Here is a 20,059-nt window from a genome sequence, read left to right as displayed (position 1 = left end):
CAACTTCTTTCCAGTTAGAATAATATTGTACATTTAATTCCCCATAGCCATTCCCATCTTTTTTGTATTATATTATATTGATAGCCCATTTGAGGACCGAGCACTATATTTTTTCTAAGGCTAAATAAGACTCCTACTCCTAGGGCATAGAGACTAGGATTTACTGGAAGTATTGGGCTATGTGATTTATCCAATGAATAGCTACCAAACGTATTGAAATGTAATTTACTGCTCAATGGAAAAGTAAGTTTCGTATTTCGTTGTAAATATTTTAAGGAATTATCCACATCTATATTACTGCCGATTATAAACTGATTATATTTGAAATATTCATTTTTTAAATTAGAAAACTTACTAGTAGTATGCTTCTTAAAGATATGTTCCATATTTATGGGTTGATATTTCGGTATTACTAAATCGTATGATTTTATATCCAATATGAAATCGTTCCAAGAACTGCAATTTTCCTTTATAGGTTCACAATTAAAGCTTCTCTCCAATTCCCTTTTTAAGTCGCTGTTTATGATGATAGGTCTTTCACTCTCTAATATTTTAGACAGTTGAACAGAATCTTCTTTGGTCCATACAGTTTGTGCACAAAGAAGGTTAGAGAAAAAATAGAAGGCTATAAATACCACAAGTCTATTACGTAAATATAATTTAAACTCACAAAAAATATGAATGATATTAACGCTATAATACCTGTTCGTTTTTGATGTACCTTTATATGTTTCTGTTCTCATATTTTTATTAGATTAATACCATACAATCATGGTTATTCTATCATTACAGCAAATTATATAGGAAGCGCAGCAAAAAGATTAAATCAATATACAAAAACCTGTTTTTAAGGATAAACGAATAAATTTTCCTTATTATCTTTGTTGGTTTCCAGTAATTTCATAGCCATTATTTTTTGTACCTATCTTAACATATTGTTCTCACAGTTATAGGCAAAGCTCATAATGCTATTGTACTCTTTTATTAACTTTCACTTCTTTCGGTTTTATAAGATAGTTTCATTATTACTTTTTATCACTTCTGTTTATATGTTTCTTTAGTCATAATTCCTGTTCCTACTTCTTCCCGAGAATCCGCCTCTTTATAAAAAATCCAATGATGTATTACATTTCCCTCATAGAATGAAGTATATGCCTGCTGAAAGTTCCATCCTTTCTCCGACATATAGTTTGCAGCATCCACCATACTGTTGAAATCTATTTCCTTACCATTCTCATCCACCAGTTTCTGCTTGCTTTTCAGACCGTTCCATATAGAGTACACAGGACTCTCACCAAAGTCAAAAACAATCTTCAGGCCAGCTGATAAAGCTTTGCTTGTTCCTTTAATCTCACAAAAATATTTTCTTGCTTCCAGTTGGACAGGAATGAAGCATAAAAATCCCAGACATAAGAAAATTAACCGTCTCATAATTTTAAGTATTTATTATTTGTAAAATAAGTCATTCCAAAACAGAAAAGCCTTTTATCTAAATAGATTATATCTTTTGCAAATGTACTGACCTAAGCCAGCACAGTTCTCAAACTAGTTTGAGAGTTACAGACAAAATTAGATTCTACCTCTTCAGAAAGCAATCTCCCTACAAAATATAACCATTTACTCCGCAAGAAAACTTTTCAAATAAACACTAATAGGAATCATTGCTTTTCTTTTTTCAACTTTATCAATGATTAAACAGAAGGCTATAGCTGCTGAACATAACCATACTACTTATACATTAATTTTGAGGATGTTAAAGCACAGAAGAAAAAAGGCCTTGAAATATTTCAAAACCTTTCTCACTAAATATTAAAATAATTAAACTATCCTCTCAATTTTAGGAGTGATTCCAAAATGAGGAATAGTACATACATATTCATTTGTAAAAGAATTCGTTCATCTGATAAAATCATTTGTTCTCAAAAGTAATTTCCTTGCGGATACGGCTGAGATAGGTGGGGGTCATATTCAAGTAAGAAGCCACTTCTTTAAGCGTAATATTTTGCAGAATCTCAGGACATCGTTTCAACAATGCCACATAACGCTCCTTAGGTGACGAACGATGCATATCCAAATACAATGAATAGACTTGATGAAACAAAGAATCGGCAATCATCTGATGTAATCTTGTGTCTTCATTAAACACCCGATTGAGAACCTCACAACTGCAAACCCAAACCTCTGCATCTGTGGCAGCAATAATATTAGTTAGACAAGGCATTTGGTGTGTGGCACTGAGATAATCGCCTACAAGCGTATTAGAAAAGGCAAAACCAGAAATATGTTCATTGCCTTCTGAGTCTATTGTATTATATTTTAAATACCCTTGTTTCACGAGTCCCATGTAGTGTGTAATTTCTCCGCACCGCACAAAATATTCTCCTTTTTTATAATGACACAACTTGCCCTCTCTTGTGCAGAGCTCATACCAAAAGTTCAAATCTAACTTGTCTTCGTAAAAATTAAAATTGCCCATTTTGCATTGAATAATTCATGAAACAAGGCCCTAATAGAGAATTAACGACACAAAAATAATTGATTTAGACAAGGACAGAACAAAAGAAAACAAGAGAAAATAAAAGAAAACAAAAAAGAAAAGGCCTTCAAAACTGAAGGCCTCTCTTTGGTGATCCGCTTGGGGCTCGAACCCAAGACCCCAACATTAAAAGTGTTGTGCTCTACCTGCTGAGCTAGCGAATCAATCCTTTGTCGCATCGGTCATTTCCCGATTGCGAGTGCAAAGGTAGTAACTTATTTTAAACCTGCAAAACATTTGGAAACTTTTTTCTCAAAAAAGCCGTTTTTTCTTTCCAAAGGGCCTTTTCAGACGTTTTTACGCTCCAACTCCTGCAGACTTTCCAGTTTCTTGGTCTCCAAAAACTCATAGATGCCACACAAGTGTTCCTTCACACGCTGGTGACCGAACTCATACACCTTCGTAACCAGCCCGTCCAAGAAATCACGGTCGTGCGATACCACAATCAGGGTGCCGTCGAAATCCATCAACGCCTGTTTCAGGATATCCTTCGTCTTCATGTCCAAGTGGTTGGTCGGCTCATCCAGAATCAAGAGGTTGACCGGCTCCAGCAACAGTTTAATCATGGCCAGACGGGTACGTTCTCCTCCCGACAACACCTTGACCTTCTTCATCGAGGCTTCCGGACTGCCGAACATGAAGGCTCCCAGCAAGTCCCGGATTTTATTGCGGATTTCTCCCTTGGCCACATCGTCAATGGTCTGAAACACCGTCAGGTTCTCGTCCAGCAACGAAGCCTGGTTCTGTGCAAAATACCCAATCTGCACGTTATGGCCCAGCGTCAGCGTACCTTCATAGTCTATTTCATTCATGATGCACTTCACGAGGGTAGACTTACCTTCTCCGTTCTTTCCCACAAAAGCCACCTTGTCGCCCCGTTCAATGGTGAGGTTGGCATTCTTGAACACCACGTGGTTGCCATACGTCTTTCCCACTCCTTCCATGATGACCGGATAGTTTCCGCTGCGTGGTGAAGGAGGGAATTTCAAGCGCAAGGCCGAGGTATCTTCTTCGTCCACTTCTATCAGTTCCAGTTTCTCCAGCATCTTCACCCGGCTCTGCACCTGCAAGGTCTTGCTGTAAGTGCCCTTGAAACGTTCAATGAAGTCCTTGGTCTCCTGAATCATCTTCTGCTGTTCTTCGTATTGCTTCATCTGCTGTTCGCGGCGTTCCTTCCGCAGCACCAGGTACTGGGAGTAATTCACCTTATAGTCGTAAATCCGTCCCATGGTCACTTCGATGGTACGGGTCGTGATGTTGTCCACAAACTTCCGGTCGTGGCTGATGACCACCACCGCCTTGGCACTGTTGATCAGGAAATCTTCCAACCATTGGATGGACTCGATGTCCAGGTGATTGGTCGGCTCATCCAGCAGCAACACATCCGGATTCTGGAGCAGCAGCTTGGCCAGTTCGATACGCATCCGCCACCCTCCGCTGAAATCGCTGGTCGGACGGTTGAAGTCTTCCCGCAGGAAGCCCAGTCCCAACAAAGCCTTCTCCACATCTTCCTCAAAATGTGTCATGTCGATGGCATAAAACTTCTCGCTCATCGAAGCCACTTTCTCTATCAGGGCCATATAGGAATCACTTTCATAATCCGTCCGTGTGGCCAGTTCGTTGTTCATCCGCTCAATCTCTTCCTCCATCTCCTTCAGATGGGCAAAAGCCTGAGAGGCTTCTTCGAATACCGTCCGCCCGTCTTCCGTCATCAGGTGCTGCGGCAGATAGGCAATCACACAGTCTTTGGGGGCGGTCACTTTTCCCCGCGTAGGCTGGCGCACACCGGCCAGTATTTTCAGCAGCGTGGATTTGCCGGCGCCATTTTTTCCCATCAGGGCAATACGGTCTTTTTCGTTAATCTGAAAGTTCAGGTCACTAAACAAGGTGGTCCCTCCGAATTCCACGGTCAGTCCATCTATACTAATCATATTATGTAGGGTTTTAAATTTTTGAAAGGTGCAAAATTACAAAATTATGCGGATTATTACTCATTCAAGGCGCCACAGTGCGGACAAATGCCTTTCGACCTCATCTTGGCACCGCAGGCTCCACAGGCGTAGGGATAGCTGTTGGCCTTGCGCAAGCGCCGGACGCACCACACGGAATAAGCGATAAAGGCCAAATAGGCCAGATACACCCACAAGTAGGTGAAAAAGATATACAAGAAAATGCAGCAGGAAGCCAGCCCCAGCAGATAGAAAAAGGCCACTTCCATCGTGGTCTGGTGAAACAGGTCGTCCAGCAAGGCCACCCCCAGCAACAGGATAAGGAACACGCTGAGCACGAACAGTCCCAATACGAAAGGCAGGTCGAAGGGATTCAGCGAGGGGTCATAATAATACCGCTCCCAGGTTTCCGGCACGAAATGCTGCATGCTGTTATACAACGTGGCTGCCGCGGCCATCAACCACGACAGGGTAATGGGAAACACACTGTCGATGTCGTTCAGCCAGATGAGCTTAATCTGCTTGCGCCGCAGGGCACGGTACACGAAGCAGAGGAAGAACACAGCCAATACTAAAAAGAACGGCAGGGCATGGGAGTTGCTGAACAAGTGGATGCAACGGGAGATGGGGTCTACGGGGACGATGTGCGACAGCAACTGGCGTTCGGGAACCCATCCGATGGTTTCCTGGTCGCGGGCCACTTTCACCCACACCGAGTCACCTTCCATTTCTTTACGGGCGGTAATCTCGGCTACCACCAGTTCATCGCCCTCCTTCACCGGAATGGAATCGAGCAACGGGAGCTGATGAAGCCAAAGCGTGTCGGCCGTGACCCGGAAATTGCTGTTCAAGGCATACGGACATTCCCTGACCACCTTCACCACCGAATCGTTCGGATTTCCTTCTCCTGTGGAAGACAAGGAAGTGCGGTAATGGCAGGCCGTCACGCACAACAGCAAACAAATCACCCCTAGAATATAACCCGCGTGTTTCATTCTGACTTCTGATTATCCAATGACACTTTCATCTGACAGACTTTACAGTCGAAATCCAGGCGGAATCGCCGTCCGTCCGTACTTATCAGGTAGTAAGGTTCCTTGTAGGGCGATTTCACCTTATGATGTACCGGACACCAGCCCATGCTGTAGCGCAGGCAATGCTTGCAGAACATCAGCACGGCATCGGTCCGTGGTTCTTTCTCAAAAGCAGGTGCGATGCGCTTCACCCCGTGGTCGTGATAGAAGGCCTGTGCCTTCGTATTCATCACATTGCCCAAGTAGGTCAAGTCGCCCACGATAAACGCATGCGTGGTTTTCGGGAAGCGTACCCTTTCCTGCGGATAGTTGATGCGGCGGGCTTCCAGCAGCTTTTCCACCGCATTGCGACGCAAATCGGCCAAGGCAGAAGAAGGTACGAACCAGTCTGCCGACAAGGAGATGTCCAATTTCTCCAGCTCAAACGGGGTGTTGCCCAGCTTGCCCAACTGGTTCTTCAGGTTTTCGGCCTGAGGGGTACGTGCCAGTGTCTTTTCTGCCGGCAGCGTCACGCTGATGCAGTTATCGTCTTCATCGGTCAGGGTCAGGGTAAACCCGAAGTTGTTCTCTTCGAACAGCATGGATACGGCCATCTTACGTTCGGCCGACTTTTTCTGCATCACCCGTTCAAACTCCTGGTCGAAGTTGCGGTAGATTTTGGTTTTCGGACGCAGACGCGGCATCTCCTGAGGATAGAGTTTGTTGTTCTCCACCCGGTTCACCCGGAAACCGTGCAGTTTGCCTTGCTCATCCAAATAGCAGAGTCCGTCGCCGTTGCTGAAAGGTTTCACTCCGGCCACCGTGAAATAGTTGCCGCGCACTTCTTTCACCACGCCCATCTCCTCGCCCAACGACTTCGGCGTATGGAAAGAGAAAATATCCGGCGTACGTCCGTGCAGGAAATAATCGGTAAATCCCCGGCTGAAACTCTTGTCCAGCTGCGGACGGAAAGCCAGACGGACGGTACCAGACGAAGCCCGCACGTATTCTTTCCGGCGCTTCAGGATGGCATCCAGCTTCTGACGGTAATAGGCGGTCACGTTCTTCACATAGGCCACGTCCTTCAAACGGCCCTCAATCTTCAGCGAAGAGGCGCCCGCATCCAGCAAGGCTTCCAGGTTGTCGCTCTGGTTCATGTCTTTCAGCGACAGTAGGTGCTTGCCGCGGGCAATCGTTTTCCCGTCCGCATCCACCATGTTGAAGCTCAGGCGGCAGAACTGCGCACACTCTCCACGGTTGGCACTACGGCCGAAACATGCCTGACTCACGTAGCACTGTCCGCTGTAGCTCACGCACAAGGCGCCGTGTACGAATACCTCCAGCGGCGTATCCGGACAGGCGGCATGAATCTTTGCAATCTCGTCCAGCGTCAGCTCACGGGCCAATACCACTTGACGGAAACCGGCCTCGGCCAGAAATTTCACTTTCTGCGGCGTACGGTTGTCCATCTGCGTACTGGCATGCAGCGGAATCGGGGGCAGATTCAGGCGGGTGATTCCCATGTCTTGTACGATGAGGGCATCCACCCCCACCCGGTACAAATCCCAAATCATTTTCTCGGTATCTGCCAGTTCCTCTTCCTTCAGGATGGTATTGACAGTCACGTAGATGCGTACGCGATACAAATGGGCATAACGCACCAGGGCCTCAATGTCTTCCAATGAGTTGCCGGCAGCGGCACGTGCGCCGAAACGCGGGGCACCGATATATACCGCATCGGCCCCGTGGTTGATAGCTTCCATGCCGCACTCCAGATTCTTGGCCGGGGCAAGCAGTTCGATAGGACGTTGTCTGATCATTCTTATTTTATCTGGTTGATATCGTAAGGAGTTTCTTGGTACACATAATAGTTCATCCAGTTGGAGAACAACAGGTTGGCCACGCTCCGCCAGCGCACCAGCGGTCCTTTTTCCGGATCGTTGTCGCGGTAGTAATTGCGCGGCATTTCAATGGGCAGGCCTTTGCCCAGGTCACGGCGGTATTCCGTATCCAGCGTGTAAGGAGAATATTCCGAATGGCCGGTCACGAAAAACTCGCGTCCGCCACGGGCCATCACAATGTGTACACCCGACTCGGGCGACTCGGAAATAATCTGCAGGTCCTTGCATTTTTCAATGTCTTCCCGGCGGACTTCGGTGTGACGGCTATGAGGTACATAGAACACGTCGTCGAATCCACGGAAGATGGGCAGATGCTCGAAGCCCTTGCAGATGTGGTGTTCAAAGATGCCGAACATTTTCTTGTCCAACGGATACTTCGGGATGCCGTAATGGTAATACAAGCCGGCCTGTGCCGCCCAGCAGATATAGAACGTGGAGGTGACATGGGTACGGGTCCATTCGAAAATCTCCGTCACCTCGTCCCAGTAGTTGACATCTTCAAAATCCAGGTGTTCCACCGGGGCTCCGGTAATAATCATTCCGTCGAACTTTTCGTTTCTCATCAGTTCAAAATCACGATAGAACGCTTTCATGTGCTCCACCGGTGTATTCTTTGAAGTATGGCTTTTCAGCTTCATCAGGCTCACCTCAATCTGTAGAGGGGAGTTGGACAACAAACGAATCAAGTCGGTTTCTGTCGTTATTTTAAGTGGCATGAGGTTGAGTACGACAATCTTCAACGGACGGATGTCCTGTGAGCTGGCCCGCGAATTATCTATCACGAAAATATTCTCTTGCTTCAACAACTCGATTGCCGGCAGTTTATCGGGTAAATTTAATGGCATATTGCTGTGTTTCTGTTTATTTTCTATCAAAGGGCAAAGTTAATAATTCGGCACGGATTACGGGGAACAGCCGTCCATCTTTTTTTGCCCTTATCATTTTTTAAACCCGCCGGCATCCTTTCCGGCCGCTTACTCTCCCCCGTTTCCGACCGCCTTCTGCAAAAAATCGGCGAATGCCAGCGCCGACTTTTTCCGGTAGTTTCCCTGCGCCCAGAACAGACAGCCTTCCGAGGTCAGCTTGTCGGCACACAAGATGGGAATCTGCACCAGGTCTTCCTCTCCCCGCACGGCAGCTTGCGTCAGGATGGTAGCCCAATAGCCCGCACGCAAGGTATGGATAATGGTATGCACGTCGTTCATTTCCACACCCACCGTCAGTTCCAGCCGATGGGTCCGGCAAAGCTCGTCTACCTTTTTCCGGGTGGCAAAACCTTGCCCCGGCAGCACCAGCGGAGTTTCGGACAACCGTTTCAGGGTGATGGAAGAAAGTCCGGCCAACGGATGCGAGCGATGCACGATAAAGCGGAGCCGGGAAGAGAACAACGACAGGGTTTCAAACCCTTCCGACGTGCCTTCCGGCTTGAAGGACAAAACAAAATCCAGGTGATTGGCTTCCAATCTTTCCAGGAGTTCTTCCGAAGTGGCAAAACAGACATCCACCTTGACCTTCGGATAGGTTTTCGTAAACATTCCCAATGCGGTTATCAGCAAGGGACTCATGCTATAAGTCACCCCGATGTGGAGCACCCCTGTCTCTATCCCTTTCAGGTCGCGGATAATCTGTTTCCCGTCTTCCGCATCATAAAGAGCCTTTGCCGCATAAGGCAAAAAAGCCAGTCCGGCTTCCGTAGGGACTACCCGCTTCCCTATACGGTCGAAAAGCAAGACGTCCAATTCATCCTCCAGCTGCTTAATCTGCTGGGAAAGTGTACTTTGCGAGATAAACAACGCACGTGCCGCCTCCGAAAAATTCTGCAATTCGCAGGCCGCTTTAAAATATTTCAACTGACGGAGTTCCATTTCTTATCGTTTCTGCCTATGAATGTTATCGGAAAAATGAGTGCTACAAATATAGAAAATATTTGGCTCGCTTTTAACTTTGTCAAAAAATAAACGTAAAAAGATGAAAAAGATTCTCAGTGTAATGTTTGTTTGCTTGTCGATGGGGGTATCGGCACAAACTGTAAAAGGTGTAGTAAACGAAGGACTTCGTTATTGTGAAAGTACGTATCCGTATCAGGGAGGTATCCTGGTAGCCAACTTCGGTACTGCCGAACTGAATCCGCTGAACACGGAAGGAAAAGGATACATCGCATTTTATAAGGACGGAAAGACCCAGGTCATGGTTCCGGCCGACGGCAATCTGTCGGCTCCCAAAGGAATGTTCATCCGTCAGGACTACCTGTATGTATGTGATGTGAATAAAATCGTAGTATATCACCTGACCGACAAGGCGAAGAATCCGAAAGTCATTTCCCTGCCCGAAGGCAACCTGTTTGTCAACGACCTGGCGGCCGACGGAAACTATCTGTATGCCTCAGTGACCAATACCGACCGTATTTTCCGCCTGGACATCAGCAATCCGGCCCAGCCGGGACAGCCCGAAGAATGGCTGCAAATCAGCGGACCGAACGGACTGCTCGTACGTGACGGAATAATGTATGTGGCTTCTTATCCGGCCGACGGAGTGACCAAGGAAGCCAATGTGATTTACCGCATCGACAACCTGAAGCAGCCCGTGGCCCGCAAACTGACGGAAGTGACCGGACAATACGACGGCATCGCTTTCTCTTCCGACGGAAAATCGCTGATTGTCACCAACTGGACACCGGCCCAGCTGAGCCGTATTGACTTGGCCAGCGGAAAGATGTCTCCTCTGCCTTTGAAACTGGAGCAGCCGCTGATTGGTCCGGCTGACATCACCGTAAAAGACGGCTTTATCTACATCCCCGACCTGCCCAACAGCCGGGTGGTGGTTGTAAAGGAATCTTGTTGCTGCAAATCAAATGAAAGCCACTGTCCTGTATTATAGCCACAAAGGAAAGACAGCCTTTTTCGCCAGAGAAATTGCAATGTATCTCTGGTCGAAAGGGCTGCATGTCAGCTTGTGCGCGATCTCTGATTTCGACCCTCAGAAGCTGGCAGAAACGGATTTCCTGCTGTCGGGATGCTGGACCTGCGGCTGTTTCGTCGTCGGACAGCACCCGCACCGGCAATGGAAAGCCTGCAGCCGACGAATGGCAGGACAAGTGCCTCCTCACCGAACGCTGCTTTTTACAACTTATAAATTCAGGACAGGAAGCATGCTCCGGAACATGAAGAAAGCCTTGCGTATTTCCCGGAAAGCCCCTGTACCTTTCCTGCAATCCAAGAACGGCTTGCTGACCGACTCGGACAAACAAATCCTGGACCGGTTCATCACCGTATAATTCCTTCTTAATCTATTATCAAATCACAAATGTAATGCTTATGGAAAAAAAGAAACTTACCAGTGCCTCAGGTGCACCCGTAGCCGACAACCAGAATGTGGCTACCGCAGGACGAAGAGGTCCGATGCTTTTACAAGATGTGTGGTTTCTCGAAAAACTGGCACATTTTGACCGCGAAGTGATTCCCGAACGGCGCATGCACGCCAAAGGCTCGGGAGCGTTTGGAAAATTTACTGTCACGCACGATATCACGGCCTACACCAAGGCGGCCATCTTCTCACAGGTGGGAAAAGAAACGGAACTGTTTGTCCGTTTTTCTACGGTGGCCGGTGAACGTGGGGCGGCAGATGCGGAACGTGACATCCGCGGCTTCGCCATCAAATTCTATACCGAAGAAGGAAACTGGGACTTGGTGGGAAACAACACGCCAGTGTTCTTCCTGCGCGATCCGCTGAAATTCCCCGACTTGAACCACGCAGTGAAACGGGACCCGCGCACCAACATGCGCAGCCCGCGCAACAACTGGGATTTCTGGACCTCACTGCCCGAAGCCCTGCACCAGGTGACCATCACCATGAGCGACCGCGGCATTCCGGCTTCGTACCGCCACATGCACGGCTATGGCAGCCACACGTTCTCCCTGATCAATGCGGAAGGGAAACGTACGTGGGTCAAATTCCATCTGCACACCCAGCAGGGTATCCGGAACCTGACCGATGCGGAAGCGGAAGCTATCATCGCAAAAGACCGGGAAAGCCATCAGCGCGACCTCTACGAAAGCATTGAAAAAGGTGACTTCCCGAAATGGACGATGTACATCCAGCTGATGACGGAAGAACAGGCCAAAGCATGTCCGTTCAACCCCTTCGACCTGACCAAAGTCTGGTCGCAAAAAGAATATCCGCTGATAGAGGTGGGGGTACTCGAACTGAACCGCAACCCGGAGAATTATTTTGCCGACGTGGAACAGGCGGCTTTCAATCCAGCCAACGTGGTGCCGGGTATCAGTTTCTCGCCCGACCGCATGCTGCAGGGCCGTCTCTTCTCTTACGGTGACACGCAGCGTTACCGCCTGGGTGTCAACCACCACCAGATTCCGGTGAACCGGAGCCGTTGTCCTTTCCTGAACATGTACCACCGCGACGGACAGATGCGCGTGGACGGCAACCACGGTTCGACCCTGGGTTATGAACCCAACAGCTACGGAGAATGGCAACAGCAGGGCGAATACAAGGAACCGCCTCTGGAACTGGACGGCGCGGCTTATCAGTGGGATTACCGGGAAGATGACGCAGACTACTATTCTCAGCCTCGTGCCCTGTTCCGTCTGATGACACCTGCCCAGCAACAGGTGCTCTTTGAGAATACGGCCAGAGCCATGGGAGACATTCCGGAAGAAATCAAGCTCCGCCACATCCGGAACTGCATGCAGGCAGATGAAAACTACGGTAAGGGAGTGGCCCAGGCCCTTCACATTCCGTTGGACAGAATTTAAGGTATTTCCCCGGCTGTTTCAGGGAAAGGCCAGCCGCTTTTCCCTGAAACACTGGAGTCTATTTTACGTTTCCCTTGGGAAAAACGTACGTTTCCCACTGCGGAAACGTATGTTTCTCGGGTGGAAAACCTACGTTTCGGCCACGGGAAACGTAGAAAACATCGAAAAAAAACCGCCTCTTCGCAGGGGCGGTTTTACTTTTTATCACAGCTGATTTACAGACGGTTCTTATAGATGTCGGCCATGAGCTTCTGGTACTGGTTCTCCAGCGTCATGTAGCTTTGCAGGTTGCCATATACGTTGTCGGCCTCCACATAAAAGTCGATGATGGACAACTGGCCTGCCGTGACGGCATCGTAGAGCAGACGGAGGGTGTGGTGCATCAAAGGCACATCGTAGGCCTGCATCGCCTCACGCAACTGCTGCATCTCGTTGAACTGGCTCTGTACCTTGGCTTCCACCTGCAGGCGGGCATTGTCGCGCTGCAAGTTGGCACTCAACGCCTGGGCTTTCGCAATTTTCAGTTTCTTACGGTTGGAAAACAAAGGGAAACTGCCTCCTACCAGGAAGCCGTTGCTTTTCTCTCCCACCGAGGTATTCCGCCGGTAGCCCACTTCCAGTTTCGGCAACCAGTTCTGCTTGTTTACCTTCACTTCTTCCGAAGCGGCCTGAACGGTTGCCTCAGCGACCTGCAAATCGGCATCCGACTGCATCACTTCGTTATACAACGTCTGATAATCCCGGATAGCTTCAACCTTCGGGTAATCCGTTTCCGCAAATTCCAATGGCATATTACCGTTCATGGCCAGCAACTGCTGCAAGGCCGTACGGTGTGCGGCATTGTTCTGAGCCACTTCGGTCTGCACCTTCATGCGTTCCATCTTGATTTTATTCACTTCCAGGGCATTGGCATCCCCCTCTTTCAGGCGTTTTTCGAACAACTCCAACAGGGCATCGGCATTCTTCATCCGCTCGGCCAGCAACTGCTGTTCCTGGTTCAGCCGAATCAGGTCCAGACACAGGTTCTTGGCTTGCAGCAGAATGTCGCGACGGAGCACCTGCTGCTGACGGTCCAGCACGTTTTTCTGCGATTTTCCGGAACGGTTGCGTGCCGCATACAGCGTGGGGAAATCAAATCCCTGCGTCACCACCAGTTCCGAACTGGCCATGCCGTCCACATTGCTTGCATAAAACGGACTGTACTCCACGCTGGGGTCTTCCAGATTATTCCGTGTCTGCACTTCCATCTTGGCCGCCTCCATGCTGTGCGCACTGGCCTGAAGTTCCTTGTTGTGCTGCTCTACGGATTGCAACACCTCTTCTATTTTCTGTGCCTGCAGCCCGCCGGAAAAAGCCAGGCCCGCAAGCAATATCCATCCAAATTTTTTCATGCTTCTGTTCTTTTAGTCGTTTTCTTCCGGTTCATTAACTCATACACAATAGGAATGACAAAGGCATTCAGGAAAGTGGAGGTCAGCAAGCCTCCCAGGATGACCTTGGCCATCGGACTCTGAATCTCATTGCCCGGCAAATCACCGCGCAAGGCCAGCGGAATCAGGGCCAGGGCAGACGAAAGGGCGGTCATCAGAATCGGGTTCAGACGGTCGAGCGAACCATGTACGATACTTTCGCGCACATCCAGGTGTTGCTCTTCACGCAACAGGTTGTAGTGGGTGACCAGCAACATACCGTTGCGGGTGGCAATACCGAACAAGGAGATAAATCCGATGATGGCCGGAATACTGACTTCACCCGTGGTCAGCCACAGGGCAAACACACCGCCAATCAGGGCCAGCGGCAAGTTCAACAGAATCACCCCGCTCTCGGCGGCATCGTGGAACTGCATGTACAGCAACAGGAAAATGACCACTATGCTCATCAGGGAAGTCAGCAGCAAGGTACGGCTGGCGGCCTGCTCGCTTTCAAACTGTCCGCCGTATTCGATGTGATAGCCTTCGGGCAACGTAATCTTCTCGTCCACCCGACGCTGGATGTCATTCACCACGCTGCGCAAGTCGCGCCCGCTGGTATTGGCCGAAATCACGATTTTCCGTTTCACGTTTTCCCGGTTAATGGTGTTCGGTCCCATGGAAGACACCACATCGGCCACGTACGACAACGGAATCTTCCGCCCCTGCGCATCGTCAATCATCAGGTCTTTCACACGGTCCATCTCACCCCGGTCGGCCTCATCCGCACGCACCACCAGGTTGAAGGTCTTTCCCTTTTCATACACCTGCGACACGACCTCGCCGGCCATATTCACCTGCACGAACTCACTGAACTGCGGCAACGAGATGCCATACTTGGCCAGCATCTCCCGCTTGGGTACAATCTTCAGTTCCGGACGCTCAATCTGCTGCTCCACGTTCAGGTCGGCCACACCTTCCACGTCACTGATGGCCGCCTTTATCTGATTGCCCAAGGCAAACATCCGGTTCAGGTCATCTCCGAACAGCTTGATGGCAATGCTGGCCTGCGTACCACTCAACATGGCGTCGATACGGTGGCTGATGGGCTGTCCGATTTCAATGTTGGCCCCCGTGATGACCGACAGTTTCTGACGGACATCCGCCAGCAGTTCGGCATGCGAACGGTCCTTCAGCTCGAAAGGTGCTTCTATCTCGGACACGTTCACGCCCAGCGCATGCTCATCCAGTTCCGCACGTCCTGTCTTGCGGGCTACGGTCTGTATCTCTGGAATGGAGAGCAGAATTTCCTCGGCCTGACGCCCAATCTTGTCGGATTCTTCCAACGAAATACCCGGCAGGGAGCTGACATTAATGGTAAACGACCCTTCGTTGAACGACGGCAGGAAGCTGTGGCCCAACGTAAAGAAGATGCCCAAAGCCACCACGAACACGGCAACCGTACCTCCCAGCACCGTCTTCTTGTGCTCCAGCGACCAAAGCAAGGCCCGTTCGTAATATTTCTTCAGCCATACCGCCAAGAAGGCTTCTTTCGGCAGGCCGTCTCCTTTTGACTTTCCCCCTAACAGGTAACTGCACAACACCGGAGTCAGGGTCAGCGCCACCACCGTAGAAGCAAACAAAGACACGATGAAGGCAATGCCCAGCGGCACCAGCATACGGCCTTCCATCCCGGTCAGGAAGAAAAGCGGAATAAAGCTCACAATGATAATCAGTGTGGAGTTCAAAATCGGCATGCGTACCTCGCGCGAGGCATTGAACACCACCTCGCGTACCGGCTTGCGTTCTTCCGGCGGGAGCATCTTGTTTTCCCGCAGGTGCTTCCACACGTTTTCCACATCGACAATGGCATCATCCACCAGCGAACCGATGGCGATGGCCATACCTCCCAGACTCATGGTATTGATACTCAGCCCCATGTAGTGCAGTACTAGAATGGCCACCACCAGGGAAAGAGGAAGGGTAATCAATGAAATAATGGTAGTCCGTGTATTGGCCAGGAACAGGAAGAGCACGATGACCACAAAGATGGCACCTTCATACAGCGATTCCTGTACGTTGCTGATGGAGCTTTCGATGAAGCGCGACTGGCGGAACACATCGGTAGAGATTTTCACATCCTTCGGCAGGTTCTTCTGCAAGTCGGCCAAGGCCTTCTCCAGCTGTTCCGTCAAGGCAATCGTACCCGTGTTGGGCTGTTTCGTTACCGTGAGCAATACGGCTGGCTTTCCCTTTTCGGAAGCCACTCCCAGCTTGGGCTGCTGCGAACCGATGCGCACATCGGCCACATCTTCCAAGGTAACGGGAGCTCCCTCTGCCGTGGTCTTGATGACAGCCCGACCCAGCTTATGCACATCGTCCGTAGAAAGCACTCCCCGCACAATGTACTCGTTGCCATATTCATAGATGACACCTCCGTTGGTATTCTGGTTCATGTTGCGCGACACGGCCATCACCTCTCCCAGAGTCACCCCATAATGACGCATCCGGTCGGGATGAATCAGAATCTGGTATTCCTTGATGTCTCCCCCCAGTACGGCCACCTGTGCCACACCTCCGGTGGACAACAGACGCGGACGGATGGTCCAATCGGCCAGCGTACGCAAATCCTGCATGGAAGTAGAATCGGCGGTCAGGCCCACAATCAGCAATTCGCCTAGAATAGACGACTGCGGTCCCAGCGTAGGCTTCCCCACATTGTCCGGCAAAGACTCGCTCACTGCAGCCAGTTTCTCAGACACAATCTGACGGGCCAGATAGATATCAGTATCCCATTCAAACTCGACCCAAACTACTGAAAAGCCCGTGGTGGAGGAAGAACGAACCCGTCGTACATTGGTCGCTCCATTCACGGCCGTCTCAATAGGGAAAGTGACCAGCTGTTCCACTTCCTCTGCCGCCATGCCGTTGGCCTCGGTCATCACCACCACCGTCGGGGCATTCAGGTCGGGAAACACATCCACTTCGGTGTGGAAGGCTGTATAGGTTCCTCCTATCAGCAGCAATATCGCTGCCACCAGCACCAACAAGCGGTTCTGTAAGGAAAATCGTATAATCTTGTTCAACATAGTTCCTCCGCTTTAATGATTATGTGTATGCGCCGGAATGGCATTGGAAGCCGAGGCCAGTTTGACATGAATTGCGCCACGGGTCACCACCGTATCCCCATCTTTCACACCGGAAAGAATCTCTACCCGGCTGCCGTCGGAAATTCCCAGTTTCACTTCCTGCTTTTTATAGCACTCCTCGTCCAGCTTCAAGTAAACGAAATACACACCCTGTTCCTCGGTCAAGGCCGATAGCGGAAGACTCAACACCCCGTTCCGTTCACCCGACAAGAGGTACACCTCCACGAAAGAACCGGGAATCATCTCTCCCCGGTTGTCGAACTCAAAAGTCACCGGCACATAATAAGAAGTATCTCCTGAAGATTTACCGAAAGAAAGCAGCTTACCTCCCAAACTCTCAAGGCTATAGACTTTATTATTATAAGGAGTCTGGAAATTGGCAGACACCACCTGGGAAAGCTGCGCATAATAACGCTCGGACACTTCCGCCTTCAACACCAGCCGACGGGTCTGGGTCACCGTCATCAACGGCTGGCCCACTGTTACATAATCACCCTCCTTCACCAGGCACGTCTTGATAAATCCGCCGATAGGAGACTTGACAGATACTCCCTTGCCCGACATGCTCGGCTTCAACGCTTCGTAGGTGAGACGGGCATTCTCGTAGGCTTCACGCAAGGCCGCAAAGTCTTTTTGCGACACAATCTGACTGCTCACCAGTTTCTGCGCACGTTCATACTCTTCCTTGGCCTTCTCATAAGCCACCTTGGCTTTCTGCACAGGGTCGCCATCCTGAATATGGGCAGCCGACACACTCAGCAGTTCCGTTCCCTTTCCGACAGCCATTCCTTCGGCCACCTTACGGGAAAAAGAAACCACTCCCGAAGAAGCGGCCACCACAGTAGCTTCCTCGCCCTGGGCAGCCAAAATCTGTCCGCTAGTATGAATCACATTACGAAAACTTCCCGCACGAACGGTTTCGGCCTCCACACCTGCCGCCTTCGCCTTTTCAGGAGTCAGAATAATCTCATCGGAATGGCCGGCCTTTTCTCCGGCATGCATTTCTTCTTCATGGCTGTGTCCCTCTTCGCCATGTTCATGGGCATGCTCTCCACATGCACCCAACAGGAACATGCACAATGTGCCTGTCAAAATATAATTTTTCATTGAATTACGGTGTTTTTAATTTTGCTGCAAAAATAACTTCTGTACCCTGCAAGCTGGTTGCAAAGTACACTTCTCGCTCTCTATTCCCTACAATAGGGTTGTTTTATGCAGCAAAGGGAGGGGCACGGAAATTCCGCACGGCCGAAAAGTTCCGGGCGTGTAATCTTTCGATATAATAGGAAGTCAGGTCCGTAGATTCCACAGAGACAGGCGTCTCCAACCACACGGACGACAGATAAATCAAGGTATAATACGTATAATCCGGCGTGAAATCCGGCAAATGATGCGGAGTAGAAAAAGAGAAATGGGTCACACAGCTGATATCGCAGGTATGCTTGTCGGCATCACCGGGACAATGACAAGTTTCTCCTTCCGCATGCACATGGGCAGGAGTGCAGGTTTCCATGTCCGTACTGACACAGAACGCTTCGTTGTGATGATGATGTGGAAAAACTCCGACTACCAGTACCCACAAACTGACAAGCAACAGGCAATATGCATGTACACGACGTTTCATTTCCCTTCTCTGACGGGCGCAAAGGTAAAAAGAAATCCAGAAAAAAACAACGTTTTGCCTGCTACCCGTTTTTTTTACCGTTCAGTCTTCATCCATATAGAGAAAACTTTTAAAAGTCTGACAGTACACCCTGACCATAAATCGCTTACCTTTGCCGGCAAGAAAAGATAACATGAAAAAAAACGAAGTATGAAACCTGGTCTGACATTGCTGCTGGTGTGTTTCCTGCCTCTCGCACCCTTGACGGTGCATGCGCAAGGCCCCGACCGGAGGCCCCGACCTTCACTTCCCGAAGAAGAGATAGAAGGCACTCCTGCCTATGCCGCACTCAGCCGCATTGAAGTGGCCGACAGTCTGCTGGAACCGAATGTACTGATTTTCTGTGGGGAACAGGTGAATCTGGATCCTTCCGACCGCAAACGGAAGCTGCGCAGGGAACTGGCCTCCTTGTCCCGCTTTTCCCAGTCGCTCCAACAGAAGGCGGCTTATTTCTTTCCTCTTGTAGAACCGATTCTGGAGGAACACCAGATTCCCGACGATTTCAAATACCTGATGGTGATTGAAAGCGGCATGAATCCGGAAGCACGCTCACCCGTGGGGGCCTTGGGACTGTGGCAGTTCATGAAGGAGACGGCCCGGGAATACGGTCTGCGGGTGGAACGGAAAATCGATGAACGGCTGGACATTGAAAAATCGACCCATGCCGCCTGCCGTTACCTACGCACCGCTTACGACAAATTTCACGACTGGGTGGCCGTGGCACAGTCGTACAACATCGGACAGGCCCGTATCGGAACGGAGCTGAAAGAACAGAAGGTGGAAGAAGCCATCGACCTGCAACTGGTGGAAGAAACCAACCGCTATATCTACCGCTTACTGGCCATCAAAATCCTGTTTACCCATCCGGAAAATTTCGGTATCTCTGCCGTGCCCGACTATTACAAGAAAATACGAAGAAGATAGAAACAAAAACGCCATGAAGAAATCTCTCGCAAGAAATTCTTCATGGCGTTTTCTATCCAGCCTTTCAAGATTATTTCACTTTCAAACTGTAACTTTCAATTCCATTCGGATGAATCACCTTCTCCAACTTCAAATCGAAAATCAACATGGAATTAGCCGGAATGGACGACTGGCTTTGCGTACCATATCCAAGCTCTGCCGGAATATACAATTCCACCCGTTGACCTTCTTTCATCTGCTGCAAGGCAGTAATCCAACCCACAATCAGTCCGTCGCCCCCACTTGTCTGACTAGCCTGTAAAGCGAAATGGGTAGGTACATGGATTTGCTCATCCAAATCTCCCGTATAATTCTGGTCGAACACCGTTCCGTTAATCAGCTTGCCACGATAGTACACACTGACACTGTCCGTAAACAAAGGAGTGGCTCCTGTGCCCGGTTCAAGAATCTTCATATACACCGAATCGCTGGCGCTGGCAGGCGTTTCAAACGGATTGGTCACCACCGAACTTCCTCCCAGTCCGGGAGAGGTGCTTTCACTTGCAATCTTGTAATTACAATATATCTCCCATTCTCCCGGATGCGTACGGGCCACATCCGCAATGGAATCCAAATAGCGGTCATTACGCACTTCCCAGTTTGCATACGGGTCTTCCACGGTCGTATCTTTCGCGCAGGATGCAAATCCGAAAGAAAGTACCAATGACAGGGCTATCAGCCAAAATAGGTTCTTGTTCATGTAGTTT

17 protein-coding genes and 1 tRNA gene are annotated in these 20,059 nt (G+C 49.6%); 4 read left to right on the top strand and 14 right to left on the bottom strand.

The window, feature by feature from the left end; translation table 11 throughout:
• Positions 1 to 14: 14 nt before the first annotated feature.
• The 9 genes from OIM59_RS01640 to OIM59_RS01600 all read right to left on the bottom strand — a co-directional run bounded on the left by OIM59_RS01640 (position 15) and on the right by OIM59_RS01600 (position 9,264).
• The gene (locus OIM59_RS01640) at positions 15 to 743 is read right to left on the bottom strand and encodes a hypothetical protein (protein ID WP_299174314.1); all 729 of its coding nucleotides are present in this window, start codon (positions 741 to 743) and stop codon (positions 15 to 17) included.
• 292 nt (positions 744 to 1,035) lie between these two features.
• Positions 1,036 to 1,431 (bottom strand): hypothetical protein, encoded by a 396-nt coding sequence (locus tag OIM59_RS01635; protein WP_299174316.1) that lies wholly within the window; start codon positions 1,429 to 1,431, stop codon positions 1,036 to 1,038.
• Positions 1,432 to 1,909: 478 nt separating this feature from the next.
• Positions 1,910 to 2,476: a Crp/Fnr family transcriptional regulator gene (locus OIM59_RS01630; protein ID WP_299174318.1), complete on the bottom strand. Its 567-nt coding sequence runs from the start codon at positions 2,474 to 2,476 to the stop codon at positions 1,910 to 1,912.
• Between the two features lie 148 nt (positions 2,477 to 2,624).
• Positions 2,625 to 2,700, bottom strand: a tRNA-Lys gene (locus OIM59_RS01625).
• Between the two features lie 123 nt (positions 2,701 to 2,823).
• Positions 2,824 to 4,467 carry an ABC-F family ATP-binding cassette domain-containing protein gene (locus OIM59_RS01620; RefSeq protein ID WP_299174321.1) on the bottom strand — a complete coding sequence of 548 codons (1,644 nt, stop codon included), beginning with the start codon at positions 4,465 to 4,467 and terminating at the stop codon, positions 2,824 to 2,826.
• Positions 4,468 to 4,523: 56 nt separating this feature from the next.
• Complete coding sequence (locus OIM59_RS01615) at positions 4,524 to 5,480, bottom strand: hypothetical protein (protein WP_299174323.1); 957 nt, start codon at positions 5,478 to 5,480, stop codon at positions 4,524 to 4,526.
• A complete protein-coding gene (locus OIM59_RS01610; protein WP_299174326.1) occupies positions 5,477 to 7,318 on the bottom strand; it encodes a U32 family peptidase in 1,842 nt (613 codons plus the stop codon). The genes OIM59_RS01615 and OIM59_RS01610 overlap by 4 nt, the downstream gene beginning before the upstream one ends.
• Positions 7,319 to 7,320: 2 nt before the next feature.
• On the bottom strand, positions 7,321 to 8,244 hold the full coding sequence (metA, locus tag OIM59_RS01605; RefSeq protein ID WP_299174329.1) for a homoserine O-succinyltransferase: 924 nt from the start codon (positions 8,242 to 8,244) through the stop codon (positions 7,321 to 7,323).
• Between the two features lie 129 nt (positions 8,245 to 8,373).
• Positions 8,374 to 9,264 carry a LysR substrate-binding domain-containing protein gene (locus OIM59_RS01600; RefSeq protein WP_299174330.1) on the bottom strand — a complete coding sequence of 297 codons (891 nt, stop codon included), beginning with the start codon at positions 9,262 to 9,264 and terminating at the stop codon, positions 8,374 to 8,376.
• Positions 9,265 to 9,367: 103 nt separating this feature from the next.
• Between OIM59_RS01600 and OIM59_RS01595 the strand changes: the two genes are divergently transcribed.
• The 3 genes from OIM59_RS01595 to OIM59_RS01585 are packed head-to-tail and all read left to right on the top strand — an operon-like array spanning position 9,368 to position 12,168.
• A complete protein-coding gene (locus OIM59_RS01595; protein WP_299174333.1) occupies positions 9,368 to 10,276 on the top strand; it encodes a hypothetical protein in 909 nt (302 codons plus the stop codon).
• Positions 10,251 to 10,673: a hypothetical protein gene (locus tag OIM59_RS01590; protein ID WP_148330511.1), complete on the top strand. Its 423-nt coding sequence runs from the start codon at positions 10,251 to 10,253 to the stop codon at positions 10,671 to 10,673. The genes OIM59_RS01595 and OIM59_RS01590 overlap by 26 nt, the downstream gene beginning before the upstream one ends.
• A 40-nt stretch (positions 10,674 to 10,713) precedes the next feature.
• Positions 10,714 to 12,168, top strand: coding sequence for a catalase (locus OIM59_RS01585; protein ID WP_072541814.1), 1,455 nt, complete (start codon positions 10,714 to 10,716; stop codon positions 12,166 to 12,168).
• A gap of 215 nt (positions 12,169 to 12,383) precedes the next feature.
• On the opposite strand, the gene OIM59_RS01580 is transcribed toward OIM59_RS01585, so the two are convergent.
• The 4 genes from OIM59_RS01580 to OIM59_RS01565 all read right to left on the bottom strand — a co-directional run bounded on the left by OIM59_RS01580 (position 12,384) and on the right by OIM59_RS01565 (position 18,350).
• Entirely contained in the window at positions 12,384 to 13,559 is a 1,176-nt protein-coding gene (locus OIM59_RS01580) for a TolC family protein (RefSeq protein WP_299174338.1), read from the bottom strand.
• On the bottom strand, positions 13,556 to 16,666 hold the full coding sequence (locus OIM59_RS01575) for an efflux RND transporter permease subunit (protein ID WP_299174341.1): 3,111 nt from the start codon (positions 16,664 to 16,666) through the stop codon (positions 13,556 to 13,558). The genes OIM59_RS01580 and OIM59_RS01575 overlap by 4 nt, the downstream gene beginning before the upstream one ends.
• A 12-nt stretch (positions 16,667 to 16,678) precedes the next feature.
• Positions 16,679 to 17,833 carry an efflux RND transporter periplasmic adaptor subunit gene (locus OIM59_RS01570; protein ID WP_299174343.1) on the bottom strand — a complete coding sequence of 385 codons (1,155 nt, stop codon included), beginning with the start codon at positions 17,831 to 17,833 and terminating at the stop codon, positions 16,679 to 16,681.
• A 103-nt stretch (positions 17,834 to 17,936) separates the two neighbouring features.
• Positions 17,937 to 18,350, bottom strand: a complete 414-nt coding sequence (locus OIM59_RS01565) for a DUF6769 family protein (RefSeq protein WP_299174346.1) — start codon at positions 18,348 to 18,350, stop codon at positions 17,937 to 17,939.
• A 189-nt stretch (positions 18,351 to 18,539) separates the two neighbouring features.
• On the opposite strand from OIM59_RS01565, the gene OIM59_RS01560 reads away from it, so the two are divergent.
• Positions 18,540 to 19,313 carry a lytic transglycosylase domain-containing protein gene (locus OIM59_RS01560; RefSeq protein WP_299174347.1) on the top strand — a complete coding sequence of 258 codons (774 nt, stop codon included), beginning with the start codon at positions 18,540 to 18,542 and terminating at the stop codon, positions 19,311 to 19,313.
• Between the two features lie 70 nt (positions 19,314 to 19,383).
• On the opposite strand, the gene OIM59_RS01555 is transcribed toward OIM59_RS01560, so the two are convergent.
• Positions 19,384 to 20,052 (bottom strand): FKBP-type peptidyl-prolyl cis-trans isomerase, encoded by a 669-nt coding sequence (locus OIM59_RS01555; protein WP_299174350.1) that lies wholly within the window; start codon positions 20,050 to 20,052, stop codon positions 19,384 to 19,386.
• Positions 20,053 to 20,059 lie beyond the last annotated feature (7 nt).

Origin of the sequence: Bacteroides mediterraneensis (genome assembly GCF_025993685.1) — a bacterium.
Classification (GTDB): Bacteria; Bacteroidota; Bacteroidia; order Bacteroidales; family Bacteroidaceae; genus Phocaeicola; species Phocaeicola mediterraneensis_A.
Note: the sequence above shows the minus strand (reverse complement) of the source record. Positions and strands in the feature narration are given on the sequence as shown.